Source organism: Hymenobacter sp. UYP22, from assembly GCF_040547285.1.
In the GTDB taxonomy this organism is placed as follows: Bacteria; Bacteroidota; Bacteroidia; order Cytophagales; family Hymenobacteraceae; genus Hymenobacter.
In genome coordinates, this window is record NZ_JBEPPK010000010.1 from 26,269 (window position 1) to 51,562 (window position 25,294).

The window sequence follows — 25,294 nt, forward strand, 5'->3', positions numbered from 1 at the left end:
GTTTTTGGGCCACTTGCTGGGCCGGTGCTGGGCGGCACATCTTTCGGCGGGAGGCTTGCGTACGTACTGGTAAGGGGCCTGCTGGTCCGCTTTCCTACTGACTCTTTAGCCGTTTGTATCATGGCCAAAAAACCCGTTAACCCAAAGAAAAAAGCCGCCGACCCCGAGAAAAAAGCCCGGGTGCATAAGGAGTTGGAAGGCTTCGAAATAAAGGTAAACCCGCTGGGTGAAATCACCTCCAATTACTCCATTGAGGATATCAACCTGTTCTTGAACCGCCACGTACGCGACAAAAAGCTGGTGAACCGCGACGGACAATTTGGCGAGAAGGACGAGGAAGAAGAATTCCCGCTGGAGGACGGCGTGCAGGAACCCGAAGAGTCGGACGAAGATTTTATGCGCCGCACCAGCCGGGAGGCTAAGAAAAAAGGCCCCAAGGCCAGCGCCGAAGACGACCCTGAGCCCTCCGCAGCCGACGACGAATAACGTTATCAGTGCCAGAGCCACGGCTTACAAACGCCGCCGACGCCCTTGATTTGGCGTTGGCGACGTTTGTAAGCCGTTTTCCATGGATACCAAGTGGTTTGAATGGCCGCATAAATTACCGTTTCGCTATACTTGGGGCAGTATTCATCCATTCCTTAGCGCTTATGCAGTCCCACGACGTTGATTACAAAATTCTGGGCAATGACATCCAGGTACTTGAAGTAGAGTTGGACCCCAATGAAACCGTTGTTGCCGAGGCCGGCGCCATGGTGTACATGAGCGAGGCCATTGCCTTTGAAACGAAGATGGGCGACGGCTCGGAGCCGAACCAGAGTATTATGGGCAAGCTGTTCTCGGCCGGCACCCGCCTAATTACCGGCGAGTCGCTGTTTATGACGCACTTTACCCACCGCGGGGGCTATGGCAAAGCGCACGTGGCGTTTTCGGCTCCGTATCCTGGCACCATCATCCCGCTCGACTTACGGGAATTGCCCCAGGGCTTGATTGTGCAAAAGGACGGATTTTTGGCCGCTGCCAAAGGCACCAAAATCAGCCTGCACCTCAACCAAAAGCTGGGCGCAGGCTTTTTTGGAGGGGAGGGTTTTATTCTGCAGAAAATTACCGGCGACGGCAGAGCCTTTGTACACGCTGGCGGGACCATCATTGAGAAGCACCTGAACAACGAGTTGCTGCGGGTAGATACGGGGTGCGTAGTGGCTTTTGAACCAGGCATTGATTTCAGCATTACGCGCGCCGGCGGGCTGAAGTCGATGATTTTTGGGGGTGAAGGGCTGCTGCTAGCTACGCTGCGCGGCACCGGCCGGGTATGGCTCCAATCTATGCCCGTGAAAAAGCTGATTCAGGCCCTGGCCCCAAATGGCGGCAATGCCCAAAAGGAAAGCGGTAGTATTCTGGGCAAAATGGTAGGCGGTATTCTCGACGAATAACAACGGTACCAAGTACCCACCCAAAGGCCCGACCTTCCTGTAGAGGAAAGTCGGGCCTTTGGGTGGGTATTATAGCTGGTAAGGGCGGCGGTTAACTGTTAGCCTAAGTTGGCCGCTATTACGCCCAAACTGGCAAGTAAAGCAACCAGCAGCAAGCCCAATACCCCGACCACGAATTTGCGGTTGCGGACAGTAGAGGTTTCCTCTGATTTAAGACGGCGGTGACGGCGACGACGAGAGCCAGAAGTAGAAACAGAAGTAGAAACGGCCATAGATGGTGTATAGGCAGTTGAACAATACCAAAAATGTAGGCGGCATCCCAAATAAAACCTATTTTCCACTAGTCACCTTCGACCAACGCACGCCTCTGCTCGACGGAACTAACTACCCGCCAATCAGCGCCTAGCACCTGTTTGGCAGCTTCTATCCAGAGAAACAATCAACTCAGAGCTATACCCACTCAGTACAATACACGCCTAGCGGGTGAGCCAGGTAATAGAATCCCCTGCTGCGTTGGTAACCAGGGTGGCCGTTTTTCGGCCGTTCCGGTAAAACTCGGACGGTAGTGGCTGACCTGCAGTATCGTAGCACTTCCACTCCCCAAACCAGAAAAAGCGCACGTTGGTATCGGATATGTTGTAGCGGGCTTGTCCTTGCTTGGCGACGGTGCCGCTGGGGTGATAGTAGCGGATGGCTACCAGCCCTGGCTGGCGCTGGGAAAATCGTTCCTCTCGCTCCAGTTCGCCGGAGGGGGCAAAATACTGCCACCGCCCCGCTGGCAGACCATGCCGGTAACGCCCAGCATTGGCCCGGTGCTGCCCGGCGGCGTCAAAATACTCCTGCCAGGGGCCGTGCCGCTTGTCATCAGTGGGGTGAAACCGGTTGCGCGACCAAAACCCAATGGGGCCGTGCTGCCGGATGCTGGTGCAGGAGGCCAGCAGCCCAAGTGAAACGGCCAGCAAGGTGTTATGGTAAGAATAGCGCATCGAAAACCGGAGATATAACTGTTTTCGATAGTTACAACTAATTATTTAGTTGTTCAAGCAATTCCTCTAGTATTTCCCGGGAGTTGCTCAGGCGCGGTACTTTATGCTGCCCACCCAGCTTGCCCCGACGGGCCAACCACTGCTCGAAGGTACCGGTGGGTACAGCAGCCACCACCGGCGGGGCCAGGGCAATGTCGCGGTGGCGCTTGGCGTCGTAGTCGGAGTTGAGCTGGCGGAGCGTGGCGTCCAGCACGGTGGTAAAGTGAGGCAGGTCTACCCCGGGTTGGGTGAATTCTATCAGCCACTGGTGGCCGCCCCGGGAGGCTCCGTCGTGGGTAGCGAAGTAGATGGGGGCGGCAGTGTAGTCGCGCACTGTAGTGCCGGTGGCCTGGCAGGCGGCGGCCAGGGCAGCATCGGCGTTTTCAACTACCACCTCTTCCCCAAACGCATTGAGAAAGTGCTTGGTGCGGCCCGAAATGCGGATGCGGTAGGGCGCCAGGGAAGTAAAGCGTACCGTATCCCCGATTTTGTAGCGCCATAAGCCGGCGTTGGTGCTGATGATAAGGGCGTACTGCTTGCCCAGTTCCACTTGCTCTAACCCAATAGCCTGGGGCGCGGGCGCATCCCACTGGTCGGGGGGCAGAAACTCGTAGTAGATGCCGTGGTTGAGCAGCAGCAATAGGTCCTCAGAGTCCGGCTCGTCCTGCACAGCCAGGTAGCCCTCGGAGGCATTATACACTTCCAGGTAGTGCATTTGGGAGCTGGGAATGAGCTGACGGAACAGCTCCCGATACGGCCCGAACGCCACGGCTCCGTGCAGAAACAGCCCCAGATTGGGCCACACGTCCAGAATGCTGCCGGCTCCGGCCATTTCCACCACCCGGCGCAGCAGCACAATCATCCAGGTGGGCACGCCGGCCAGCACGCGCACGTCAGCAGTCAGCACGTGGCGGGCGATACGCTCAATCTTTTCTTCCCACTCATCCAGCAAAGCCAATTCCAGGGGCGGGGTGCGCACAAACTCGGCCCAGGCGGGCAGGTTCTGCATAATCACGGCCGATACGTCGCCGACGCGGGAAGCGGCATCCTCGGGGCGGAAAGGGTTGGGGCCGTGGGTGCCACCCAACGACAGAGTTTTCCCGCCCAGAATATCTACCTCCGGGTAGTGTAGCGTGGCCAGGGCCGTCATGTCGCGGCCGGCGCGGTAGTGGCCCTCGTGCAGGGAGGCCCGGGTGACGGGGATATACTTGCTGCGGGCGTTGGTGGTGCCGCTGCTCTTGGCAAACCAGTCCGGCCGGCCGGGCCAGAGCACGTCCGCCTCGCCCCGCAGCACCCGCTCAATTTCCGGGTACAACTCCTCGTAGCTGCTGATGGGCACGCGCTGGGCAAACTCCCGGGCCGAGGGCGCATCGGGGTAGCCGTGGCGGCGGCCCCAGTCCGTGCGCCGGGCCGTGTGCAGCAGGTTGGTGAGTACCTGGGCCTGGGCGTCCAGCGGGTGGCGGCGGATGTGCTCAATACTGGCTAAGCGGCGCTGCAGGGCCCAGGTTAAAACGGTACTAATCACGGAGAGCGGGAACGAATAGAGGAATAGCAAACGGGCGGCAAACGGTACCTGTACCGCCCGCCGCCCGGGAAAGTTACCAATAATACGGTTGGTGCTTTCGGCTATGTCCAGCCGGCAAGCGCCCCCGCTCCTACTGCAAGTTGCCCATTATTCGGTGCTTTCAGAAGTCAGGTTTGCGTCTGGAGCCGTAGAATAGTCCTTTCGTTTTAGCTCAAAATTCTTGCCCAGGTACACGCGGCGCACCATCTCATCGGCGGCCAACTCCTCGGCGGTGCCGGCTTTCAGCAGCTTGCCCTCGAACAGCAGGTAGGCCCGGTCCACAATGGCGAGGGTGGAATTCACGTCGTGGTCGGTGATGAGAATGCCGATGTTCTTATGCTTGAGCCGGGCCACAATGCTCTGAATTTCCTCGGTAGCAATGGGGTCGACGCCGGCGAAGGGCTCATCCAGGAGCACAAATTTGGGGTCGACGGCCAGGGCCCGAGCTATTTCGGTGCGCCGCCGCTCCCCCCCGCTTAGCACCCGGCCCAGGTTTTTGCGCACGTGGGTCAGGCTGAACTCGTTGAGCAGCTCCTCCACTTTGTCGCGCTGGGCCTGCTTGGGCAGGTCGGTCATTTCCAGCACCGCCAGAATGTTCTCCTCCACGCTCAGGTCGCGGAACACGCTGGCCTCCTGGGCCAGGTAGCCCACACCCAGGCGGGCGCGCTGGTAAATGGGCATCTTGGTAATTTCCCGCTCATCCAGAAACACGCGGCCAGCATCGGGTTTCACCATACCCACCGTCATGTAGAACGAAGTGGTTTTGCCGGCCCCGTTGGGGCCCAGCAAGCCCACAATTTCGCCCTGCTCCACTTGCAGGCTCATGTCGTTCACCACCGTGCGCGACTTGTATTTCTTGACCAGATGTTCGGCTCGTAGTATCATCTTGCTGCAAAGGTAGGGGTTGGCCGGAAGGTTGGCGGGCCGAGGCCAAGCGGCGGATGCAGTTGCCGGAACCCCGGCTCCACCACCTAACGCCTAGCCCCGGGCCGTAAGTACCTGGCGGCGCAGGGTTGTTTGGGCAGGCGAGGCGCCGGGGCTGGGCTTAAGCAGGTTGCTGGCTTCCACCTCGTACTCCTGCGCGGTGCCCTTCACGGTGCTGGTAGTGGAGCCCCGCCGAACGGTAAGCTCTACAGGCGCGGACGTGGCCGTTTCAGTATCTACCAGCGGGCGGAGCAGCTTCTCGGCGTTGGCCATGGTGAGGGGTTGCCCGTTCACGGCCAGAATTACGTCGTCGTTGCGCAGGCCGAACACGTTGGTCTGGGCCTGCACGTCGGCGGTGCGGAACTCCTGCTTGCTCTCATCGTAGCGGAAACCCAGCTGCCCGAACGCCCGGATTTTCACGCGGGCCTTGTCAGTGTAGTCCCAGCCGATTTTACCTAGGTACTCGGCCAGCGGCAGCGGCTCCTTGCCAATCACATACTGGTCGAAGAACTGCTGGAGCTGAGGATGCGTGAGGGCTACTACTTCCGGAATCAGGTCTTTATCCTCGAAGGAGCGGGTGGGGCCGTACTTGGCGCGCAGGGCCAGCAGCACGTCGCGCAGGGTCTGGCGGCCCTGGGTCAGCTCCTGAATGCGGATATCGAGCAGCAGGCCGATAAGGGCACCCTTCTTATACACGTTTTCATACATGTCGTCGTAGGGCTTCTCCAGAATGCGGCGGCTCATTTCGGTGAAGGATACGCCGGCCGGAAACTTCTCAGCATCCCGGATTTTCTCGCGCATGGTCTGGCGGAATTGTTCCTCGGTAATCAGCCCGCCCTGCAGCTGCACCAGCTGAGCCACGTACTCCGTCACGCCCTCGTACAGCCACAGGTGCTGCGACATTTGCGGGTTGCGGAAGTCGAACTCCCCGATTTCGCGGGAGTGAATGTTGAGCGGGGCCAGCATGTGCAGAAACTCGTGGGAACTGACCTCTACCACCATGCTTTTCAGCCGCTCCGGGTCACTGATTTCGGGTAGAAAATACACCGAGGAATAGCTATGCTCCATAGCGCCGTAGCGCCCATCCTTGCTGCTGAGGGGGGAGCCGCTGGCCGGGAAGTAGAACAGAAACTGGTAGCGCGGCACCGGCATCTGCCCGAAATACTTGGTCAGGGCCTCCGACATGGGCCGCAGCATCTGGCTGACCTCGGCGGCCTTCACCACCCCGCTCTCCGACAGTACCGCCACCGAAATGCGCGCCCCGCCGGTACTGAAACTGGTGGTATCGGGGCGGGCGTAGAGGATGGGGCCGTCGGCCAGGATTACGTAGCTGGGGGCCGTGAATATATCCTGCGTGGGCGAGGTGCGGCGTACATCCAGGGCGGTAGCGCCGTAGAGGTCGGCGGGCTTGGTTACCTGCACCTCGTAGGGCAGCATTTTGTAGCCTTCAATGTAGCCGTAGAGGCCGTAGTGGTTGAGGGTGAAGTTGCGGCCCGCGTCGAAATTGGTGCCGCCGGGCTGGAAGATGAACGAGTCGTCCTGCTTCACGTCCCAGGTATCATCCACCAGGTATTCCAGGCGAGCCAGCTTCTGCGCTCCGTCGATGAGGAACAGGTTGGGGCCGTCGTTCTTTACTTTCAGGCGTTTGCCCTGCTGGTCGAAGGCTTTGAAATCCGACACGAACCGCCCATAATTCTTCTTGGAGTAAGAGCCCGGAATAACGGAGGGCATCACGTAGGTTACCTGATTCTCGCGGGGCGTAGGTGTGTTAACTACTATCTTCAGCCGGTCGGCGGCCACTTGCTGCAGGTCGAGGTTGATACGGTAGCCGGCAGATTGTTGAGCCAGGCTGGCGGAGGCCGTGGCGAGGCTCAGGGCAAGAGCCAACGGAAAAAACTTCATGCGAAAACTACTGGAATAAAAAGCAGATAAAGGCGCTAATGCCTCGACCAAGGTACGCAGCTTCAACAGGTTTCTAGCAGTTCAGCGCCTATCTATTAGTCTGGGTTTTCGGCCCCGGCTTGCCTCCCCCAACGTATAGTAAGCCGATTATCTTACTAAGTTGTATGTCAATCAAACGTATTAGCCGGCTTACCCTGGCACTGTTGTTTCTGGTAGCCGGCGCGGCGCATTTCCTGCGGCCGCAGCCGTTCGTGCGTATTGTGCCGTCCTACCTGCCGGAGCCGCTGCTGCTGGTATACCTGAGCGGAGCCGCTGAGCTGGCGGGCGGGTTGGGCCTGTTGCTGCCGGCCACCCGGCGCTGGGCCGCCTGGGGACTGATTCTGTTGCTGATAGCCGTATTTCCGGCCAACATCTACATGCTGCAAGCCCACGGTGCTGGGGTGCAGGTACCACTGTGGGCGCTCTGGCTGCGGCTGCCTTTGCAGGTGGTGCTTATTGCCTGGGCCTAGCAGCATACCCGCCCTACCGCGAAGATATAATACCCACAGAAGCTGAAACGGCGTTGTTTTTGCTACTCGCCCTACACCCATCAGGCCGATGGTTACTCTTATATCCTTTCCAGTTTTATGCAGCGTACTCTACTTCTTCTACCCTTCTTGGCTCTGGCTACCCTCGGCGCTCAAGCCCAGACTGTTACTGATGCCACCCGTGCTGGTGCTGCCCTCGACTCTTTGATGCAAGCCGCCAATGGAGTCCGCCAGCAAGCACTAACAACTTCTCACCGAGTTGAAACTCAGGCTCCCTGGACTGGTAAGCGCAAACAACTAGCGTACGGTTACGCCGCAGGTGCATCTGGGAATAGTATATGGCAGAAAAAGGCCGTCCTGCGCCGTAATGGGGTGTTGATGGAAAAATTTACGGCGCTGCAGAATGGCAAGGCTGTTCTGCGGGAGCGGCGCGTTAATGGTACTATTCAGTATTTGTGGGTGCGTACAGCCCCGGGCAAATCTTCCGGCTCGGCGGCCAGCACCTCCGAAGCCTTATACCTGCGTAACGGCTACCTGCACTGGAATGGCCGCCAGTATCTGCTACCAACCCTCTCCCTTGCTGCCTTCACCCGGTAGCTAACTTTCTATAATAGTCAAGGGCCCTGCTACACGCCGTAGCAGGGCCCTTTTACCTATGCCGGCGTTCTACTCCCAGCGGATGTCCTTGAGGCGAAGCTGCAGGTTTTTCACGCCCCGGTACTCGTTGATTTCTACGGTATAGCACACGCTGAAGGGCTGGCCCTGACGGATTTGCTCGTAGTACTCGCCCAGGCCGAAGCCAATAGCATCGACACTGTGGTGGCCGTCCTGGGTGAGGGCAATTTTGAGGTGGGAGTTGCCCACAATGCGCGCCGAATCGGGGGCGGCGTACACCCGCTCGGAGGCAAATACCGGGTTAGGGTTGCCGGGGCCGAAGGGCTCCATCTGACTCAGCAAGCGGTAGAAAGAAGGTGTAATGTCGCTGAGCTGCAATGTGCAGTCAATTTCCACGGGCGGAATCAACTGCTCGGGCAGAATGCGGCCGGCTACAATCCGCTCGAATTTTTCCTGGAACGCGGGCACGTTTTCGACGGGCAGCGTGAGGCCGGCGGCGTACATGTGGCCGCCGTACTGGTCCAGCAGCTCAGCGCACTCCTCTATGGCTTGGTGTACATCAAAGCCCACTACCGAGCGGGCCGAGCCGGTAGCCTTGCCGTTGCTCTCAGTAAGGATGATGGTGGGCCGGTAATATTTATCGAGGCAGCGCGAGGCCACAATGCCTACTACGCCCTTGTGCCAGTCCTCCTTGAACAGCACAGTAGTGCGGGCAGCGCGCAGCAGGTCACTCTGCTCAATCATTTCCAGCGCCTCCTTGGTAATGCTGGTGTCGAAGCCGCGGCGCTCTTGGTTAGTTTTATCCACCACCCCGGCGGTGGCCACGGCTTCGGCAGTGCTGCCAGCCAGTAGCATGGCCACCGAGCGTTTGGCGTCGCCCATGCGGCCGGCGGCGTTGATACGGGGTGCAAACCCAAACACCAGGCTGCTGATGTTCAGCTCGGCGGTTTGCAGGCCGGCCAACTCACGCAGGGCCTCCAAGCCGGGGCGCTGGGCCCTCCCCCGGTCGTTGATGAGGCGCAGGCCGTGGTAAGCCAGGGTGCGGTTTTCGCCATAAATCGGCACGATATCGGCGGCAATGCTCACGGCCACTAAGTCCAGCAGCTCGTACAAATCCTCCTCCGGCAAGCCTTGTTGCTGGGTGAAAGCCTGCATCAGCTTGAAGCCCACACCGCAGCCCGACAGCTCCTTGAATGGGTACGGGCAGTCCTTGCGCTTGGGGTCGAGCACGGCCACGGCGGCGGGCAGCTCCACACCGGGCAAGTGGTGGTCACAGATGATGAAGTCCACGCCCCGCTCATTGGCGTAGGCAATTTTCTCCACGGCCTTTACCCCGCAGTCGAGGGCAATGATGAGCTGGTAGCCGAAGTCGTGGGCGAAGTCAATACCCGCCTCCGAGATGCCGTAGCCTTCCTTATAGCGGTCCGGAATGTAGTACTCAATGCGCTCCGCCCCGAAAAACTGCCGCAGGTAGCTGTACACCAGCGCCACAGAAGTAGTGCCGTCCACGTCATAGTCGCCGAATACCAGCACCCGCTCACCGAGGTGCAGGGCCCGGAGCAGGCGGTCAACGGCCAAGTCCATGTCGCGCATGAGCAGGGGGTCGGGCAACTGGCTGAGGTCGGGGCGGAAATAGCCACGGGCCTCCTCAAAAGTGCACACGTTGCGTTGGCAGAGCAGGCTGACAATGGCCTCGTTGACGCGCAGCGCGTCGGCCAGGTGCCGGACTTGTTCAGCGTCGGGCGCGGGCTTGCGAATCCATCGTTTTTCCATCATTCTGCCAGATAGTACCGGGGCGGTATCTTCAAAAGTACGAAAAGAAAATCACGGATTCAGCCGGATTAAACGGATTTCACGGATACAGTAGGCCCAAAGAAACTTATACTCAGGCGCTATACTTCGGCCGGCATCCGAGAGCCATTTTCCGCTTACTCAGGGCTGAAGAGGGACTTTCGCGTACTAATTTCAACGGACCGGCGCACAGGGCCGGAGTACTCGTTCGGGCAACTAGTTCACCACGTCGCCGCGCAGCTTGCGGAACCGTTTGCGGGCTTCGGCCACGTAAATACTACCGGGGTATTTGGTAATGACCTGGTTGTAGAGTTGTTGGGCTTTCTCCCGGTCCTGCACGTTTTCCTCCAGAATGCTGGCCGCCAGAAACAGGGCATCATCGCTGAGCACGTCGTACTTGGGGTTGGCCGTAATACGCTCCAGGGTGGTGAGGGCCCCGGGGTAGTCGCCGGTGCGGCGCAGCAGCTGGGCCTTCAGAAACCAAGCTTCATCCTGCAGGGCGTGGCCGGGGTACTTGGTCAGCAAGGCATCCAGCCCACGCATGGCTTCCGGCAGCTTATTCTGAAACACCTGCTGCTCCACGGCGGCGTAGTCACGCAGGGCCACGCCGGCGGTGTCCATGGCTGTGTTATCAGTAATGAGCAGGCTGAGCTGCATGGCGTCGTTGGCAATTTCGCGGCTGGTGGCTTGCTTAAGAATATCCAAGTGGGACTGAGCCAGCTTGAAGTCGCCGGCGAAGTAGCTGAGGCGGGCGTTGCGCAGCTTGGCATCATAGCCCAGGGGCGTATCCTTGTGCGACTTCTCCACCTGCGAGTACAGCAGCGTAGCTTCCCAAGGCTCGGCCCGGAGTACGTAAATATCGGCTAGGTCAATCTTGGCCTGATCCACCACTTCCAAGCCAGCCCGGGGCATGCTGATTACCTCATTCAGGAGCTTGATGGCGGGCTCTTTCTCATCGAGCTGGAAAGCCAGCAGGGCCGCCATACTGCGCAGTACCGGGGCAGTTTCGGGGGTGCGCCCCAGGTCTTTCAGCACCTGCTCGTACTCCTGCAAGAGGCTGCGGAGCTGGGCCACATTTACGGGGTAGGTGTTGCGTACCTGCTCCTCCCGGGTTTGCACCAGCCGCTGCCGCACCAGGGCATAGTAGGGGCTGGTGCGATACTCCCGCATCAGGTAGTCGTAGCCTTGAATGGCGCTTTCGTAGTCTTTGTTGCGACGGGCAATTTCGGCCACTTCCAGCACCCGCTGGCCCTCGGTACGGCCGCGCCGGTCGAGGGCTTTGGCCTGCACCAAAGCCCCGGTAAAGTCGCGGCGCTGCACCTGCAGCCACAGCAGCAACTCACTGTACACGGGCCGCTCGGGGTTCTTCTGCACCAGGCTCAGCAACTCCTTTTCCAGGGCGGCAAAGTCCTTGTCTTCCTGCAGGCTGTTCTGGAGCATGTTGCGCACGAAGGGCAGCTGCCGCTCATCATCCTGCACCAAACGTAAGGTTTCCACCATCAGCTTATCGGTCTGGCCTTGCTGGGTGTAGAGCTGGATGAGCTGGGGGCCGAACTCAGTTTCGGAGCGGGCCAGTTCCCGGCCGCGCAAGTAGGTACGAGTGGCCCAATCAGGCAGGTTCAGGCGCTGAAACTCCGCGGCCACGGCTGGTACCTGCTCCAGAGTGAGTTGGCTGAGCACTTTATCCCACTGCTTCCGCGCGGCCAGCTCATCAACAGATTGAACGTACACCTGGCCCAGCGTGACCCCCAGCGCCTCCTCCCGGGGGCGCTGCTTGATGGCCCGCTTCAGTAGTTTCTCGGCTTCCTTGTATTGCTTCAGGCCCTGCAAAGCCGCCAGGTAATCGGGCAGGATGTTGGGGGCCGTCTGCTCATCGTTGCGCAGGCGGCTGAACAGGAAGGCGGCCTTGTCATGCTCTCCCTTGCGCTCATACTCGCGGGCCAGCTGCACTTGGCTGTCCTCACTGCCCTGAGCCAGGGTCGGCTGGGCGCTCCACAGCATCCCGGCCAACCCGCTCGCCAACCAAACCACTCGTAACGACTTTCTCATACGCGCATAACGAAAAGGACGGGTCCGGAGTGCCGGGAGGTGAAGTGGTAATTTAGTGAGTGACTCGTTCAATCTGGTAGGCGGATCTGCACAGGAAGCACAGTTCAAGGAATTCACTGAATCACCATTTCACTAAATCACAAAAGGGCCGCACCCTAAGGTACGGCCCTTTTGCAGTTCGGTGCTTGAAGTAGCTTAGAAGAACTTCGTGCGGTTGTCCTTTACATTGGCCTGCTGCTTGATGGCGTTGTAAATGAGCTCATCGGCGCGGGCGGTGCGCTGGGCAGTGAGCTGCTGCTTGGCGGCTTTCACGTCGGCAGTAGCGGGAGCCGGCGTGGCGCTTACGGCTTCCACTACCAATACGCCCTGCTCCCCGGCAAAGGCTTTCGACTTTTGGCCGGGCTTCAGGCCGAAGGCTTTACCCACGGCTACCGGCTCGGCACCCAGGCCCGGAATCTGACCCTGGCCCAGCACTACGTTATCGGCGGTTTTTACCTGGGCGCTGCTGCCGTAGGCTTGGGCAAGCTGCTCCAGCGTGCTGCCTTTAGCAGCGTTCAGCTTGCTGATGATTTGCTCGGCTTTCAGCTCATTGCGCACCAAAGCGGTTACTTCGGGCTTCACGCTGGCTACGTCGGCGGTGCCTTTTTCCCGCTCCCCGGTCAGCACGGCAATTACGTACTGGTCACCCACTTCAATCACCGGCGACACATCCCCGATTTTGGCGTTGGGAGCTTCGTTATCGGCGCCGTAGGCCCAGCGTACCAGGCGGCGGGCACCCTGCAGGTTGTTCACGGCCTGGTCGCCGCGGCCAAGGCCTTTGGCTTCTACTTTCTGCAGGCTCTTGTCCTTGGCTACTGCGGCCCGGAATGAGGCCAGGTCGGTAGCTTCACCCTTCAGCTGCTGGGCTTTGTTGTAGGCGGCGTCGCGGGTAGCATCGGTGGGCTGAATGCTCTTCTGCACGGTAGCTACCTGGTAGGTCTGGCTGGTTTTGGGGGCGGTAATTTTAACGATGTGGTAGCCGAAGGACGTTTTTACCAGATTCGGCAGCAAACCAGCGGCGGTAGCTCCAAATACGGCCTTCTCAAACTCGGGCACCATACGGCCCTGCTGGAACCAGCCCAGGTCGCCGCCGGTGGCGGTGGTACCGTCGGTGCCGTACTGGCGGGCCAGGTCGGCGAAGTTGGCGCCGGCTTTGGCTTTGTTCAGTACTTCGGTGGCCTTGGCTTTAGCGGCGGCATCGGCCTCCGGCGTGGTGCCGTCGGCCTTGATGAGGATGTGGCTGGCGCGGGCGGCGGGCTGAGCGCCGGCTTTTTCGCTGGTTACTTTGTAGAGCGAGTAAGTGCCGTTTTCGGCGTAGGGGCCGTACACTTTGCCTACCTGCAGGGGCAACTGGGCGCGCAGCTTCTCGGGCATATCGGCCGGCGAGAGGAAGGCGGGACGAGTTGGGGCATCAGAGTTCAGCTGCACGAAGGACGAATCGACGGGGGCCGAGGCAAAACGGGTGGCCAGCTCGTCCACGTTTTTGCGGATGGTGGTGCTGTCTTCTACGGAGGCGGTTACTGGAATGCTCACGTACTCCACGCTACGGCCGTCCTCTACCTTATAGCGGGCTTTGTTTTTGTCGATGTAAGCCTGCAGCTGCTCGTTGCTCACTTTCACGCTCGAGTCCGACACCGTGAAGTAGGGCACGAACAGGTAACGCATGTTTACCTGGGCGGCCTGGGCCTCGTTGTAGCGCTTGGCTTCGGCCGAGGTCACGTAGGTACTCATTTTGAGCAGGTTGCTGTACTTGCTGCCCAAACGCTCGGGGCGCAGGTTGGCCTCAAAGTTGGCAAACGCGGCCTGGGCCTGGGGGTCCATCTTATCGAGGTTGCGCAGGTACTCTTTTACCTTCAGCACATCAAACTGGCCCGTCTTGGGGTCAGTGAAGGCCTGACGGATGCTGGGGTGCACGTTCACGCCCTGCACCATATCGGTCAGCTCCTCATCGGACACTTTCAGGCCCAGCTTGTCGAACTCCTTCTGGAAAGCAATGCGGTAGAGCGTCTGGTTCCAGGCTTGCTCCCGGATGTAAGCCAGGGCTTGGTCGTCGGGCTGGCGCTGCTGCTGCTGAATGAACGCCTGCTTGGCTTGCTCCAGCGTGTTTTCAAAATCTGCGTACTCCACCTTTTCGCCGGCTACTTCGCCTACCGACGTATCGTTCTTGCCGAAGATGCTGCTCCGACCGTACAGGAAGTCACCGCCGAGCATGAAGAGGAGCAGACCGATGATGATGGCCCCGACCGCCCAGCCCGATTTTTCTCGAATCGTGTTGATTAATGCCATTTACTTGAAAAAAAGCGCAGTAAGAAAAGGTGAATGAGGCGCAAAATAACCAAAAAAGATGGTCATTAGGTAATACCTAGCCCAGTAGCTGCCCGGGAACGACGAAGCCGCAGTAATTGGCTCTGCCCAAGGCAGAACCCCCTGAATACGATGAGCCCCTGCCGCCCATAGTGGCGGCAGGGGCTCAGGACCAGAAAAGCGCATACTCGGGCCAAATATGAAACCGGTAACCGGTTCCCGAACAGGCCCTGCCTCCTACTTTTTCTTCTTCGGTTTTTTGGCGGCAGCCGGCAGCGCCGCCTTACGGGCAGCTTCAGCTTCGGCAGCTTTTATCTTATCCTGCTGGCGCAGGTAGCGCAGCCCTATCACCAATCCGAAGGACAGCATGAACAACCAGTAGTTGTTGTAGAGGCCATCCATTTTGCCGATGGCCAGCGTGCGGTAACAGGCTACTACAAAGGTGAAAACCCCCAGCACAAACAGGATGGTACGGCTAATGCCCGGGTCCCAGAAACGCTTCATTGACAGAAATACTTAACGGTTGGGTGGGGCCGGAGCCGCGGTGGGCGCGTTCTGGAGCGTAAACACGCCGGTGGGGTTCAGAAACCGATACCAGGAAAAATCTTGGTTGGCGATGAGGCCCCGGCCGGTGAGTACCTCCGTGGGCGTGGTCACCCGGGTCTCGGTCTGCTCCTGGGTGTAGATTTTAGCTTTGGTTTTATCGTAAAAGGCCTCCTCCGTGTTCATGCGCTGTTGCTTGGGCACGTTGGTCACGCGTACGTCGCCGCGCATGGTATACAGGTTTTTGGCCTTGTCGAATTTGCCGTAGCGGCCGGTAATGGTGTTTACCACCGTAACGCCCTCGTCATCCAGAAACGTCAGCTTTACGCCTTTGGGGTAAATCATGTCACCTGATTCGAACTGCTGCTCCAGCGGGGCCGTCAGGCGGACGCGCAATCGGGCCGAGTCACTGACGAGCATCAGCACATTTTCGGTTTCCACGGTGGGGCCCTTGTAGAGCACCTGCTTCACCTGCACCTCGTCGGCCGCTTTCTGGCAGCCTACCAGCAAGGTAGCCATCAGCAACGCCCCCAGGGGCACCGTATCTACCAGCCAGGCTTTCATGCTACTCAATACGGCGCTTAATAAACCACCGGTTGTTCAGGGTCACGCCCAGCTGCATGCGCACGTAATCTTCCTTCACGTTGCGCTCAATCCGCTCGGTGGTGCCTTCTGTCAGGCGCAGCACATCAGTGTTGCCGCGCTGCCCGTAGGTGAAGCCCAAGCTGATTGTGGTAGCATCCAGGGCCGTAGCCGTGGGCAGCGGAAAGCCAAAGCCCCAGCTCACCGACCGGTCGTAGAGGGCGTTGCCGCCGGGGCGGTAGGGCAGCTGCGCCACGTTGAGGCCCGCCCGGTAGGTTACCCGCTTAAAGTAATTCTCTACCGAGGTAGCATCGGGGGTGATTTCCCCGCCAGCCCCAAACCGGTAGGTGTCACTGAGTAGAATACCGGAGGAACCGCCCTGCTCGCCAAAGGCCCGGAACTGCGACCATTCCTGGCGGGCTCCTTCCAGACTCAAGCTCCAGCTGCGGTTATTATCCAGGCTAAAGCCAATTTGGGTAAGTGAGGGTACCTGGGCTCGGCCGGGGGCCTCCACTTCCTGCGTCGTCGAGCCGATCTGAATTTCATTGGGATCCTGACGAACCAAGGCCACGTTCCGCTCCCCGTTGAGGTTGGAGCGGAAGCTGTGCGTGCCGCCGATGTTGTAGTTCAGCTTATCGGTAATTTCTCCCCGGTAGTGCAGCCCCATGCGGAAGGCAAAATCGGAGTAGTGCACCTGCTCCTGGTAGATGTCCCGGTTCGAGAGGGCCAGCGGCAGAGTGCTGGTGCTGATGCGGGTGCTAGCCTCCTGCTGGATGTTGCCGAACACGTACCCAACGGATGCCCCGACGGTCAGGCCCTTGGCCAGGCGTACGGCGTGGCTCATGTACGCCTCAGCCAGCCCGCCCGAGCCCACGTAGCGCTTTTCTATCTGGGAGGTTGGGTCACCCTGAATGGTGTTGTCCAGCGTCCTCGTCTCGTAGTCTACCGTGCTGTAGGGCTTCAGGCCGATGGCCCCGGCCCAGCGGCGGTTGATGGGTACCGCCAAGGCCAGGTAGCCCAGGTTACCGGAGCCCGTACGCTGGCTGCTTACCGAGTTACGCAGGGTTTTGAACTGCCCCGTAAAGCCGGCCTCGAAAGTGGTGCGGTTGGTGTAGTACAGCAGCGCCGGGTTCAGCTCGTTTACGTTCACGCTGTTGGGAGCCGCCACCCCAATGCCTCCCATGCCCATCTGCCGGACGCCCCCCGAGTTCAGGCTGGCATCACCCAGGCCCAGGCGCGAATACGGCGAGTTGCCCAGGCCTTGACCCAGTACGGCTGGCGAAACTGCCAGCAACCCCAGCAGCGAAAGACCACCGGCTACACCGGCGAAGTTAGGTTGAGACATGGTGTACTAAAATTCGGTGGAGCCCAAGTAGCACGAGCTCCGGAACAACAAAGATAGGTCGTTTCAGCCGGGTGCGGAAGAATGGCGCGTCGCCACCCGCCAGCACCACGGCCAGGCCCGGAAACCGGGCCTCATATTCAGCCAGCATACCGCGCACTTCGGCCACGGCTCCGTTCAGCACTCCACTCCGGATGGCGGCCTGCGTATCGGTACCGGTGAGAGGTATTTTGGCTGATTCGTCGGCCGGTTTCTTCACCAGCGGCAGCCGGCCGGTAAACGCGTGCAGCGCCCGAAACCGCATAGCCAAACCCGGCGAAATACTACCGCCCTGAAATGCCCCCTCCGCCACCAAGTCGCACTTGATGGCCGTGCCTACATCCACAATCACCACCGGGCGTTGGGGCAACAACCAGGCGGCACCCACGGCGGCCGCTAGCCGGTCGGCCCCCAGGGTGTGGGGCGTGGCGTAGGCATTACCGAGGGGCAACGGCGTGGTAGCTGGCACGAACTCCAGCACCTCTCCCTCAATCATCTCCTTCAGCTCTCTAGCCCAAGCAGTGGTTGGCTCCGCCACGGAAGCCAGCACGGCGTGGTCTGGTCGGAGCCGCTGCACCGCCGCCCGCACCTGCTCCGCCGTCTGACCCGCCGCCGACTCTACCAGCGCATCAGCTTCAAAGTAGCCGTATTTGACGGCTGTATTGCCAATATCGAGAGCCAGCGTACGCAAGTGGAGAATTTAGGAAAGAAAAGGTGAGTAAATCAGGTGTTGGAGTACTGGCTTACAAGGGCGCAAAAATGGTGAAGCCGTGGAACCGGAGCGGTTGGGCAGGCAGGATCTGATCCAGACCAGCCAATCCCAACATCCGCGTTTCACAACTTCACCATCAGGAGCCGCCCAGCGGGTGAGCGGTTGCGTGCTTACATGAAATACTTCAGGCGGATAACCTCTTTCTCGGAGAGGAAACGCCATTTGCCCCGGGGAAGGTCTTTTTTGGTGAGGCCGGCGTACTGCACCCGGTCCAGGGTCACCACGTCGTAACCCAGGTGTTCAAAGATGCGGCGTACGATGCGGTTACGGCCAATGTGAATTTCCACGCCCACAAAGTGCGGGTTGCCCGCTACCACGGCCACGTCATCCACCTCGGCCTTACCATCTTCCAGGGTCAGACCGTCGGCAATCTGGGCCAGGTGTTGAGGCTCCAGTGGCTTATCCAGCTCCACCTGGTAGATTTTCTTGTTGCGGTGCGAGGGGTGCGAAAGTTTCTGGGCTACTTCCCCATCATTGGTAAACAGCAGCAAGCCGGTAGTATTCCGGTCGAGGCGGCCTACCGGGAACACCCGCTCCTTGGAGGCACCCTTAATCAGCTCCATTACGGTACGGCGGCCTTCGGGGTCTTCGGTGGTGGTGAGGTAGTCCTTGGGCTTGTTGAGCAGCACGTACACCAGCTTCTCGCGGTTGAGGTTGGTTTTGCCGTACTGCACCGTATCGGAGGGCTGCACTTTATAGCCCATTTCGGTTACCACCTCCCCGTTCACTTTGATTTCGCCGGAGGCAATCAGCGTGTCGGCCTCGCGGCGGGAGCAGATACCGGCGTTGGCAATGTAGCGGTTCAAGCGTACCTCCTCGGCACCTAGTTCCTCATCCTCGCGGCGACGCTTGTTGCCCCGGGACTTATCCTCGTCGTAGAACTTCAGGTTTTTGTAATCAGGAGCTTCCCCAACTACTTCCCCGTACTTACGCTTACCTGCCTGGTTAGAGCTAGGCGTTTGGGCACCTTTGCCGGTAAACTCATCGTGGGCCCGACGGGGGCGCTCCTCGGCGGGGCGGCCCGCGCGGCGGTCCGTTCCGAAGCTGCGCTTTTCCCCAAAGGGCTTGCGGTCTTCCCGGTCAAAAGAACGGCCCTCGCGCTTGTCACCAAACGAGCCGGGGCGGCTGGTACGCTTCTCCCCCGAGGCACCTGCGCCAAAACCCTGGGGCTTGCGGCTGCTGAAGTCGCGGCGCTCAGTACCGGCATCTTCTGAGCGGCGCACGGGCCGCTCCGAGCGTTCCGGGCGCTCAAAACGTTCGGGGCGCTCCGGGCGCGGCGTACGCTCCGTATCCAGGTCAGTGGGGCGGCCGCGGAAGTCAAAGGGGCGGGCCGACCGTATTTCCCGGTCAGCACCAAATTCGCCGCGGCTGGGGCGCTCCTCTGTGGGGCGCGGCCGGTAGCCCTCCGGGCGTTCCGCCCGGGTCTCATCGGCTGGGTTAGGATTCTGCTTGACGAACTTCCGGTTCCGCTCGCCAGGGGTGCCCCGCGGTACGGTAGGCCGGCCCTCCTGGCGGTACGGCTGACCATCCCAGGTTTGGCGGGGCGTAAAGTTGCGGGTGGGGCGCTCCTCCCGGTCAAAATCAGGACGGCGGGTATTCTCCCCATCACCACCAGTACTACGGGTACCGCGGTTAAAGGAGGTGCCCGTCGAGTTACCGAACTTTCTGGGGCCACCGAAGCCACCCGAGTTGCCGAATTTCTTGGGGCCGCCAAAACTGTTGCCGCCCGACCGGCCAAAGGCGGACCGGTCAGAACGGTCGTTGTCGCGGCGGGAGTCCCGCTCGGCGCGCTCCTGGCCCGGCTGCACAAACTTGCGGAATCCGTCGGGGCTGCCCGAAGGGCGGCCGGAGTTGTTGGAGGGACGTCCGCCGTTGCCGGAAGGACGGCCTGCGCCGCTGGGGCGGCCTTTGCGGCCGGAAGCGTCACCGGAAAAATGTTTCTTACCCATGGTGGTAGAAGCGTGAGTACCGTATCGCTACGGGAAGTGAATAATCAGATGTGAGGAAACCGGCTAACGCCCAGCCTCCGAAAACAGTGCCCGGACTAACCAGCGGGCTCCACAATGGGCAGAGCCTGCCGGTCAGCCCGGGCAGTACATGGTGGTCAGCCGTAGGTTAGTCGCGGCGGGCCATTTTGGCTTCAATGGAATGCTGCGTGTGCGGTACAGCGCGCAGGCGTTCCTTCTGAATCAGCTTACCGGTGCCAATGCAAACACCATACGTCCCATTTTTGATGCGGACCAGGGCGTTTTCCAGCTGCTGAATGAACTTCATTTGGCGGGAGGCCAACTGGTTCATGCTTTCTTTCTCAGCCGTATCGGCACCGTCTTCCAGCACCTTAGAGGAGGAGGCTGTATTGTCGGTACCCGAGTCGTTTTTGCGGCTCAGGGTCTCTTTGATGAACGCTACTTCCTTGCGGGCAGCCGTGAGCTTTTCCTGAATAATTTGCTCAAACTCGGCCAGTTCTTCCCTTGAATAGCGTAGGGGTGCTTCACTCATGTCGTTGCAGGAAGATGTTAAGTAAAACTGATTACTGGCTAAACTGCCAACTATATAGCCGCCCGACAGCCAGTAGTTACGCCCAACACCCATCCACGCCAATAAGTTTATCTTGTTGGGCGTAGCGCGGAGTAGCCGGGGCGCACCAGCTAGTCGTTGGTTGCCAGTGGTCAGACGTTTTCCGGCCGCAAAGCTACGGTTTTGTCCGCTAATCAACACGATACCCATTAGTAGCTCCTTTTTAAGGAGGCTACTCTAGTCAGGAGCCCTTCCTTCCTCTGCCTTAGAAGCCCAGCATGTGGATAGCGGCTACCGCGCCCTCTACCCCCTTGTTGCCGTGCTTGCCACCGGCCCGGTCCCAGGCCTGCTCCAGCGTGTTGGTAGTCACCAGCCCGAAGATGACCGGTTTGTTAAACTTAAGTCCCACGTTGGTGATGCCGCTGGCCACCGCGTGGCAGATGTAGTCGTCGTGCTTAGTTTCGCCTTTGATAACTACCCCCAGACAGATTACCGCGTCTATTTCCTCGTGCTGGGCAAGGAGTTGGGCACCGAGTGTCAGCTCGAAGCTACCGGGCACGGTATTACGGAAGATGTTCTCGGGCTTGGCCCCGTGCTTGAGCAGAGTATCGTAGGCTCCCTGGGCCAGGGTATCGGTTATTTCGCGGTTCCACTCCGCCACTACCAGTCCAAACCGCTTGTCGCTGATGTCAATGAAGTGGTCAGAGGTATAGTCGCTCAGGTTTTTGAGGGAAGTTGCCATGTACTCGGGAGGGTTGCCGTGAAAAGTAACGTAGCGTAAGGCTAGCCGAACAAAGATAGGTGCCCGCCCGCAGTTCGGGTTAAGCCCAAAAAAAGCGGCAACCCAAGGGCTGCCGCTTTCTGCTGTTGTAATGCTGACCTTATTTACCAGCTAGGGCCTCTGCCCGAGCTTTATACTCTTTGGCCTCCGTCACCTCGGCGGCCGATGCGTACTCGGTTAGAATCTTGTCGTAGGCGGTAATGGCCCCGTCGTAATCCTTGGCCGCTTCGCGGGCCGTTGCTTCCTTCATAAGGTAGCCGGGCGAGAAGAACTCATTGGCGTTGTGGTTGGCCGCCTTGTTATAGAAGTCGGCCGCTTCTTTAGCTTGGTTGAGTTCCAGGTGGGCATCACCCAATAGCGCATAGGCACGGGCCTGCACCAGGTAGTCATTGGAGCTGAAGTCCTCCAGATAGTCAATGGCCTTCTTGTACTCCCCTTTCTTCAGCGAGGCGGCACCAGCGTAGAAGTTTGCCAGGTTGGCCGCATCCGTGCCGCTGTATTCCGAAGCCACCTTTTCCAGACCCAAATTCCGGCCGTCGCCTTTCAGGGCTTTGTTCAGCGAGTCGGCTTCCCAGTAGTTCACCGCCTGAAACAGGCTGGCCTGGGCTTTGGTGTCCTGAGAGCCGCGCCACATGTAGTAGCCAAAGCCCCCAGCCACGGCCAGCACTACCACGGCCAGCAGACCCAGCAGTATGTTCTTGTTGCGGCGCACAAAGTCCTCCGACTCGGCTAGGCGCACGGCCAGCGCGTCCGGGTCTTCCAGCAACGGATGCTCGGGGTTGTACGCTTCCGCTGGCTGCAATGGGTCGGAGGACACCACGCGCTGCTGTTGCTGCTGGCGAGCCTGCTGGCTTTTGCCCGTGAAAGGAATTTTCGACATGAGAATTACGCAGAAAGGAGGCCGCCGAATACGGCCGGTTTAGCTTCCGCTAGTCGCGGATGTAAGGGTAGTCCTGTTGAACGTACACGTCCTTGAACAGCTCGTCGGCCGTGGGATACGGGGAGTTTTCAGCAAACTCCACCGACTCCTGCACCTGCGCCTTGATCTTCTCATCAATGGCGGTGAGGTCTTCCTCCGTAGCCAGGTTGTGGGTGAGGATGGTATGGCGCACCTCTTCAATCGAGTCGCGGGAGCGGTAGTCCTCCAGCTCTTCCTTGGTGCGGTACTTGGCGGGGTCGCTCATGGAGTGACCTTTGTAGCGGTAGGTTTTGAACTCCAGGAAGGTGGGGCCTTCGCCGGCGCGGGCACGCTCGGCGGCGCGGGCCACGGCGTTGTGCACGTCTTCCACGTTCATGGCATTCACCGGCTCGGAGGGCATATCATAGCCGCGGCCGATGTGGTAGAGTTCCGTTACGTTGGAGGTGCGCTGCACCGAAGTACCCATGGCGTAGCCGTTGTTCTCCACTACGAAGATGACGGGCAGCTTCCAGAGCATGGCCATGTTGAAGGCCTCGTGCAGGGCCCCCTGGCGCACGGCACCGTCGCCCATGTAGGCGATGCACAGGTTGCCGGTTTTGTTGTACTTCTCGGCAAAGCCAATACCTGCTCCCATCGGAACCTGGGCTCCCACGATACCGTGGCCGCCCACGAAGTTTACTTCCTTATCGAAGATGTGCATGGAGCCGCCTTTGCCTTTGGAGCAGCCGGTAGCCTTAGCAAACAGCTCCGCCATGATGGCGTTGGGCGAGGTGCCCAGGGCCAGCGGGTGCGCGTGGTCACGGTAGGCCGTAATCCACTTGTCGTCCTTGGTGAGGGCCGACACAGCGCCGGCTACGCAGGCTTCCTGCCCGATGTAGAGGTGGCAGAAACCTTTAATCTTCTGCTGCCCGTACAACTGGCCGGCCTTCTCCTCAAACTTGCGCATGAGCTGCATCTGCTCGTACCAGGTGAGGTAGGTTTCCTTCGAGAATTCCAGCGTGTCCGGCGTAGTTGCCTTCGGGGCACCCGTAGCGGCCTTCGCCTCTTCGTTTGCGGGAGGCAATACCGGATCAGGCTGCTTTACTGTTGCAGCCACTTTGCCCTTGGGGGCCGCTTTTGGGGTCGACGTTTTTTTCGTCGAATTGGAAGCCTTGGGGGCAGCCTTTACTTTCGTCTCCGCCATCTTGCTTTCGGTTGTTCGCGTTTGGGATGCGAAAGTACGTAAAAGGATTGCAATTCCGAACCTTCCGCATGAACCTCGAAAGCCTGCATCTGCTGTTCTTCAAAAACTACGAAGACGCCCATTTACGCTTCTCCCCGCACATCAACTGCTTTATTGGTGACAACGGCAGCGGCAAGACCAACCTGCTCGACGCCATTCATTACCTCTCCCTCACCAAGAGTGCCTTCACTGCCTCCGACACAACCAGCATTAAGCAAGGTGAGGAGTTTTTTGTGGTGAAGGGCCGGTTCAACTCGGGGACTGAGACGAAGCCGGAAACTATTCAGTGCAGCCTGCGCCTGGGGCAGAAGAAAACTGTGACCCACGACAAGCAAGCCTACGAGCGGGTATCGGACCACATCGGCCGCTACCCGGTGGTGCTCATCTCGCCCTACGACACCGACCTGATTCGGCAGGGCAGCGAGGAGCGGCGTAAGTATTTCGATAGCCTCATCTCCCAGCTCGACCACCAGTACCTCACCCAGCTAATCAAGTATACTCATCTGCTCAAGCAGCGCAACTCTCTGCTCAAGCTGGCCGCCGACCGCCAAGCCGGCTACGACCGGGACTACCTGCTTACCCTGGATGAGCAACTGGCTCCGGTAGGTGAGCAGCTGGCCCAGCGTCGGCAGTCCTTCCTTCTGGAGTTCGAGCCCTTGTTTCAGCGCCACTACGAGCAACTGGCCGACGGGCGGGAGCAGGTAACGCTTACCTACAAGAGTGAGTTGCCGGGAGCCGACTTTCTAAAGCTGCTGCGCCTGCAGGAACGTAAGGACCTCACCTTGCAACGCACCACGGTAGGCCCCCACAAAGATGACTTCACGTTTCTGATGGATGAACTAGCGGTGAAGGGCTACGGCTCCCAGGGCCAACAGAAGTCATATGCCATTGCCCTCAAGCTGGCGCAGTTTGAAATCCTGGCCCAGCACAAGCAGCAAAAGCCGCTGCTGCTGCTGGATGATATTTTCGACCGTTTGGATGAGAAGCGCATTACCCGCCTCATGCAGTTGGTGGCCAATCACACCTTTGGCCAGATTTTCCTAACCGATACCCACCTGGAGCGCACCGACCGGGTGCTGACCAACCTTTCGGAAGACATTCGGCGGTATCGGGTGCAGGCGGGTACCATTGACCCGCTGTAGCGCCGCTAATTCCTAATTTGAGCAGCCGGGGCTTTTGCTGCCGCGCAAGCGCGGGTATTGGCAGTACTGGCTGGTACCTTTGCAGAAGTAGTACGCGCAATTCCTTCGCGCGTTAAATAATGCAATGGCCTTCAAAAAACCTTACTCCTCCGAAACATCCCGTCAATCGGATATTGTCCCGCTGAAGGACGGTATCACGGCGCTGCTGCGAGCCTATCGCCTACAGGGTAAGCTCAACGAGGTAACGGTGGTGGCTAGCTGGGAAAAGGTAATGGGCAAGGCCGTGGCCCTGAAAACCCAGCAGATCTACGTCAGTAATCAGAAGCTGTTCGTACGCCTCTCCTCGGCCCCACTCAAGCACGAGTTGGTAATGGCGAAGACCAAGGTGCTGGAGAATCTCAACGCAGAGGTAGGCGAAGACGTGATTAAGGAAGTAGTCTTTCTGTAAGGCTACAACCTGCCCCTACCCTACCGGCGCTGCGCTAACATAAGATATAGTCTGGGCTACCTTCTGCTGGTCACTGCCAGAGCCTACCGCTATTTAACTTCCGGGTAGGCTATCCGGCAGCGCTCCTGCGTCAGGTCGTAGTAGCCATGCTCCACCACCAAAGCAGTCCGGGCATTGTTGAACTCCTGGTTGTACTGCTCCTTGAATTCGCGCCGTTTGATGGCCTCCACAAACCGGCGCGTGTCCTCGACGCTTTCCAGCTCCAGGCCCGGCACCGGCGTAGGCTTGCCATCATCGTCCTTAGCCACCATAGTGAAGTAGCACGTGTTGGTGTGCTTCACGGTGCCGCTGCGGACATCCTCGGCAATAACCTTGATGCCTACCAGCAGTGAAGTCCGGCCCACATAGTTTACGGAAGCCAGCAACGACACCAGCTCCCCCACCTCCACCGGCTGCAGAAAATTCACTCCATCCACACTCACGGTCACGCAGTAGGTACCGGCGTGTTTGGAGGCCGCGGCGTACGCAACCTTGTCCATCAAGGAAAGCAAAATCCCTCCGTGAATCTTCCCGCCGAAGTTGGCATAGGACGGTATCATCAGCTCAGTTAGGGTAACTCGGGAGTATGATACCGGGCGGTAAGCAGGGAGGTTAGGTAGTAACATAAGTACTGACTTCGGGTGCTGCATTTAACAGTGTGTAGTTGCGGATGAGGGCAGGCGAAAGGCAATGCGGGACCAGTTGTGCTTTACGTTAACAAACGCCCTGCTTCAGGCCAAATGGGCATTTCCGATTCTGGATCTGCCCGCAGATC

General features: G+C 59.3%; 24 protein-coding genes. 6 read left to right on the top strand and 18 right to left on the bottom strand.

Annotation, left to right across the window (positions count from 1 at the left end; genetic code table 11):
* Positions 1 to 120: 120 nt before the first annotated feature.
* The gene (locus tag ABIB60_RS15315; protein ID WP_354581097.1) at positions 121 to 486 is read left to right on the top strand and encodes a hypothetical protein; all 366 of its coding nucleotides are present in this window, start codon (positions 121 to 123) and stop codon (positions 484 to 486) included.
* Positions 487 to 650: 164 nt separating this feature from the next.
* Positions 651 to 1,433, top strand: coding sequence for a TIGR00266 family protein (locus ABIB60_RS15320; RefSeq protein ID WP_354581099.1), 783 nt, complete (start codon positions 651 to 653; stop codon positions 1,431 to 1,433).
* Between the two features lie 98 nt (positions 1,434 to 1,531).
* On the opposite strand, the gene ABIB60_RS15325 is transcribed toward ABIB60_RS15320, so the two are convergent.
* From ABIB60_RS15325 to ABIB60_RS15345, 5 genes are all read right to left on the bottom strand, one after another.
* The gene (locus ABIB60_RS15325) at positions 1,532 to 1,705 is read right to left on the bottom strand and encodes a hypothetical protein (RefSeq protein ID WP_354581100.1); all 174 of its coding nucleotides are present in this window, start codon (positions 1,703 to 1,705) and stop codon (positions 1,532 to 1,534) included.
* A gap of 204 nt (positions 1,706 to 1,909) precedes the next feature.
* Entirely contained in the window at positions 1,910 to 2,419 is a 510-nt protein-coding gene (locus ABIB60_RS15330; RefSeq protein WP_354581101.1) for a toxin-antitoxin system YwqK family antitoxin, read from the bottom strand.
* A 37-nt stretch (positions 2,420 to 2,456) separates the two neighbouring features.
* Positions 2,457 to 3,983, bottom strand: a complete 1,527-nt coding sequence (locus ABIB60_RS15335) for a GH3 auxin-responsive promoter family protein (protein ID WP_354581103.1) — start codon at positions 3,981 to 3,983, stop codon at positions 2,457 to 2,459.
* Positions 3,984 to 4,130: 147 nt separating this feature from the next.
* Positions 4,131 to 4,907, bottom strand: a complete 777-nt coding sequence (gene lptB, locus ABIB60_RS15340) for an LPS export ABC transporter ATP-binding protein (protein WP_354581104.1) — start codon at positions 4,905 to 4,907, stop codon at positions 4,131 to 4,133.
* 93 nt (positions 4,908 to 5,000) lie between these two features.
* Positions 5,001 to 6,848: a M61 family metallopeptidase gene (locus ABIB60_RS15345; RefSeq protein ID WP_354581105.1), complete on the bottom strand. Its 1,848-nt coding sequence runs from the start codon at positions 6,846 to 6,848 to the stop codon at positions 5,001 to 5,003.
* 164 nt (positions 6,849 to 7,012) lie between these two features.
* Between ABIB60_RS15345 and ABIB60_RS15350 the strand changes: the two genes are divergently transcribed.
* Both ABIB60_RS15350 and ABIB60_RS15355 read left to right on the top strand, forming a co-directional pair.
* The gene (locus ABIB60_RS15350) at positions 7,013 to 7,357 is read left to right on the top strand and encodes a DoxX family protein (protein WP_354581106.1); all 345 of its coding nucleotides are present in this window, start codon (positions 7,013 to 7,015) and stop codon (positions 7,355 to 7,357) included.
* 117 nt (positions 7,358 to 7,474) lie between these two features.
* Positions 7,475 to 7,972, top strand: coding sequence for a hypothetical protein (locus ABIB60_RS15355; RefSeq protein WP_354581108.1), 498 nt, complete (start codon positions 7,475 to 7,477; stop codon positions 7,970 to 7,972).
* 69 nt (positions 7,973 to 8,041) lie between these two features.
* On the opposite strand, the gene recJ is transcribed toward ABIB60_RS15355, so the two are convergent.
* The 12 genes from recJ to pdhA form a co-directional block, all read right to left on the bottom strand.
* Positions 8,042 to 9,763: a single-stranded-DNA-specific exonuclease RecJ gene (gene recJ, locus ABIB60_RS15360; RefSeq protein ID WP_354581257.1), complete on the bottom strand. Its 1,722-nt coding sequence runs from the start codon at positions 9,761 to 9,763 to the stop codon at positions 8,042 to 8,044.
* A gap of 234 nt (positions 9,764 to 9,997) precedes the next feature.
* The gene (locus ABIB60_RS15365; RefSeq protein WP_354581110.1) at positions 9,998 to 11,830 is read right to left on the bottom strand and encodes a tetratricopeptide repeat protein; all 1,833 of its coding nucleotides are present in this window, start codon (positions 11,828 to 11,830) and stop codon (positions 9,998 to 10,000) included.
* A gap of 195 nt (positions 11,831 to 12,025) precedes the next feature.
* Positions 12,026 to 14,155 carry a peptidylprolyl isomerase gene (locus ABIB60_RS15370; protein WP_354581112.1) on the bottom strand — a complete coding sequence of 710 codons (2,130 nt, stop codon included), beginning with the start codon at positions 14,153 to 14,155 and terminating at the stop codon, positions 12,026 to 12,028.
* A 255-nt stretch (positions 14,156 to 14,410) separates the two neighbouring features.
* Positions 14,411 to 14,677, bottom strand: a complete 267-nt coding sequence (locus ABIB60_RS15375) for a hypothetical protein (RefSeq protein WP_354581113.1) — start codon at positions 14,675 to 14,677, stop codon at positions 14,411 to 14,413.
* A gap of 12 nt (positions 14,678 to 14,689) precedes the next feature.
* Entirely contained in the window at positions 14,690 to 15,280 is a 591-nt protein-coding gene (gene lptC, locus ABIB60_RS15380) for an LPS export ABC transporter periplasmic protein LptC (RefSeq protein WP_354581114.1), read from the bottom strand.
* 1 nt (position 15,281) lies between these two features.
* The gene (gene bamG, locus ABIB60_RS15385) at positions 15,282 to 16,643 is read right to left on the bottom strand and encodes a BamG family beta-barrel-assembly machinery protein (protein ID WP_354581115.1); all 1,362 of its coding nucleotides are present in this window, start codon (positions 16,641 to 16,643) and stop codon (positions 15,282 to 15,284) included.
* Complete coding sequence (locus ABIB60_RS15390; RefSeq protein ID WP_354581117.1) at positions 16,630 to 17,370, bottom strand: type III pantothenate kinase; 741 nt, start codon at positions 17,368 to 17,370, stop codon at positions 16,630 to 16,632. Before ABIB60_RS15390 ends, bamG begins: the two co-directional genes overlap by 14 nt.
* 191 nt (positions 17,371 to 17,561) lie before the next feature.
* Entirely contained in the window at positions 17,562 to 19,400 is a 1,839-nt protein-coding gene (locus tag ABIB60_RS15395) for a pseudouridine synthase (protein ID WP_354581118.1), read from the bottom strand.
* Positions 19,401 to 19,566: 166 nt separating this feature from the next.
* Positions 19,567 to 19,950 carry a TraR/DksA family transcriptional regulator gene (locus ABIB60_RS15400; protein WP_315999641.1) on the bottom strand — a complete coding sequence of 128 codons (384 nt, stop codon included), beginning with the start codon at positions 19,948 to 19,950 and terminating at the stop codon, positions 19,567 to 19,569.
* A gap of 283 nt (positions 19,951 to 20,233) precedes the next feature.
* Positions 20,234 to 20,710: a 6,7-dimethyl-8-ribityllumazine synthase gene (gene ribH / locus ABIB60_RS15405; RefSeq protein WP_354581119.1), complete on the bottom strand. Its 477-nt coding sequence runs from the start codon at positions 20,708 to 20,710 to the stop codon at positions 20,234 to 20,236.
* Positions 20,711 to 20,849: 139 nt separating this feature from the next.
* A complete protein-coding gene (locus ABIB60_RS15410; RefSeq protein ID WP_354581120.1) occupies positions 20,850 to 21,629 on the bottom strand; it encodes a tetratricopeptide repeat protein in 780 nt (259 codons plus the stop codon).
* A 49-nt stretch (positions 21,630 to 21,678) separates the two neighbouring features.
* Positions 21,679 to 22,851 carry a pyruvate dehydrogenase (acetyl-transferring) E1 component subunit alpha gene (gene pdhA, locus ABIB60_RS15415; protein WP_354581122.1) on the bottom strand — a complete coding sequence of 391 codons (1,173 nt, stop codon included), beginning with the start codon at positions 22,849 to 22,851 and terminating at the stop codon, positions 21,679 to 21,681.
* A gap of 68 nt (positions 22,852 to 22,919) precedes the next feature.
* Here pdhA and recF point away from each other — a divergent pair, with 68 nt between their 5' ends.
* Positions 22,920 to 24,032 (top strand): DNA replication/repair protein RecF, encoded by a 1,113-nt coding sequence (gene recF / locus ABIB60_RS15420; RefSeq protein ID WP_354581123.1) that lies wholly within the window; start codon positions 22,920 to 22,922, stop codon positions 24,030 to 24,032.
* A 124-nt stretch (positions 24,033 to 24,156) separates the two neighbouring features.
* On the top strand, positions 24,157 to 24,480 hold the full coding sequence (locus ABIB60_RS15425; RefSeq protein ID WP_354581124.1) for a DciA family protein: 324 nt from the start codon (positions 24,157 to 24,159) through the stop codon (positions 24,478 to 24,480).
* An 89-nt stretch (positions 24,481 to 24,569) separates the two neighbouring features.
* Here the strand turns inward: ABIB60_RS15425 and ABIB60_RS15430 are convergent, their stop codons facing one another.
* A complete protein-coding gene (locus tag ABIB60_RS15430) occupies positions 24,570 to 25,079 on the bottom strand; it encodes an acyl-CoA thioesterase (protein WP_354581126.1) in 510 nt (169 codons plus the stop codon).
* Positions 25,080 to 25,294 lie beyond the last annotated feature (215 nt).

What these genes read in the sequence shown, in the direction of transcription:
- bamG (WP_354581115.1), bottom strand. Translation starts at nt 16,643, where the DNA reads ATGTCTCAACCTAACTTCGCCGGTGTAGCCGGTGGTCTTTCGCTGCTG.
- ABIB60_RS15365 (WP_354581110.1), bottom strand. Translation starts at nt 11,830, where the DNA reads ATGAGAAAGTCGTTACGAGTGGTTTGGTTGGCGAGCGGGTTGGCCGGG.
- ABIB60_RS15400 (WP_315999641.1), bottom strand. Translation starts at nt 19,950, where the DNA reads ATGAGTGAAGCACCCCTACGCTATTCAAGGGAAGAACTGGCCGAGTTT.
- ABIB60_RS15375 (WP_354581113.1), bottom strand. Translation starts at nt 14,677, where the DNA reads ATGAAGCGTTTCTGGGACCCGGGCATTAGCCGTACCATCCTGTTTGTG.
- ABIB60_RS15430 (WP_354581126.1), bottom strand. Translation starts at nt 25,079, where the DNA reads ATGATACCGTCCTATGCCAACTTCGGCGGGAAGATTCACGGAGGGATT.
- ABIB60_RS15315 (WP_354581097.1), top strand. Translation starts at nt 121, where the DNA reads ATGGCCAAAAAACCCGTTAACCCAAAGAAAAAAGCCGCCGACCCCGAG.
- ABIB60_RS15370 (WP_354581112.1), bottom strand. Translation starts at nt 14,155, where the DNA reads ATGGCATTAATCAACACGATTCGAGAAAAATCGGGCTGGGCGGTCGGG.
- recF (WP_354581123.1), top strand. Translation starts at nt 22,920, where the DNA reads ATGAACCTCGAAAGCCTGCATCTGCTGTTCTTCAAAAACTACGAAGAC.
- ABIB60_RS15345 (WP_354581105.1), bottom strand. Translation starts at nt 6,848, where the DNA reads ATGAAGTTTTTTCCGTTGGCTCTTGCCCTGAGCCTCGCCACGGCCTCC.
- ABIB60_RS15355 (WP_354581108.1), top strand. Translation starts at nt 7,475, where the DNA reads ATGCAGCGTACTCTACTTCTTCTACCCTTCTTGGCTCTGGCTACCCTC.
- ABIB60_RS15350 (WP_354581106.1), top strand. Translation starts at nt 7,013, where the DNA reads ATGTCAATCAAACGTATTAGCCGGCTTACCCTGGCACTGTTGTTTCTG.
- ABIB60_RS15330 (WP_354581101.1), bottom strand. Translation starts at nt 2,419, where the DNA reads ATGCGCTATTCTTACCATAACACCTTGCTGGCCGTTTCACTTGGGCTG.
- ABIB60_RS15320 (WP_354581099.1), top strand. Translation starts at nt 651, where the DNA reads ATGCAGTCCCACGACGTTGATTACAAAATTCTGGGCAATGACATCCAG.
- ABIB60_RS15425 (WP_354581124.1), top strand. Translation starts at nt 24,157, where the DNA reads ATGGCCTTCAAAAAACCTTACTCCTCCGAAACATCCCGTCAATCGGAT.
- ABIB60_RS15410 (WP_354581120.1), bottom strand. Translation starts at nt 21,629, where the DNA reads ATGTCGAAAATTCCTTTCACGGGCAAAAGCCAGCAGGCTCGCCAGCAG.
- ABIB60_RS15325 (WP_354581100.1), bottom strand. Translation starts at nt 1,705, where the DNA reads ATGGCCGTTTCTACTTCTGTTTCTACTTCTGGCTCTCGTCGTCGCCGT.
- pdhA (WP_354581122.1), bottom strand. Translation starts at nt 22,851, where the DNA reads ATGGCGGAGACGAAAGTAAAGGCTGCCCCCAAGGCTTCCAATTCGACG.
- recJ (WP_354581257.1), bottom strand. Translation starts at nt 9,763, where the DNA reads ATGGAAAAACGATGGATTCGCAAGCCCGCGCCCGACGCTGAACAAGTC.
- ribH (WP_354581119.1), bottom strand. Translation starts at nt 20,710, where the DNA reads ATGGCAACTTCCCTCAAAAACCTGAGCGACTATACCTCTGACCACTTC.
- lptC (WP_354581114.1), bottom strand. Translation starts at nt 15,280, where the DNA reads ATGAAAGCCTGGCTGGTAGATACGGTGCCCCTGGGGGCGTTGCTGATG.
- ABIB60_RS15395 (WP_354581118.1), bottom strand. Translation starts at nt 19,400, where the DNA reads ATGGGTAAGAAACATTTTTCCGGTGACGCTTCCGGCCGCAAAGGCCGC.
- lptB (WP_354581104.1), bottom strand. Translation starts at nt 4,907, where the DNA reads ATGATACTACGAGCCGAACATCTGGTCAAGAAATACAAGTCGCGCACG.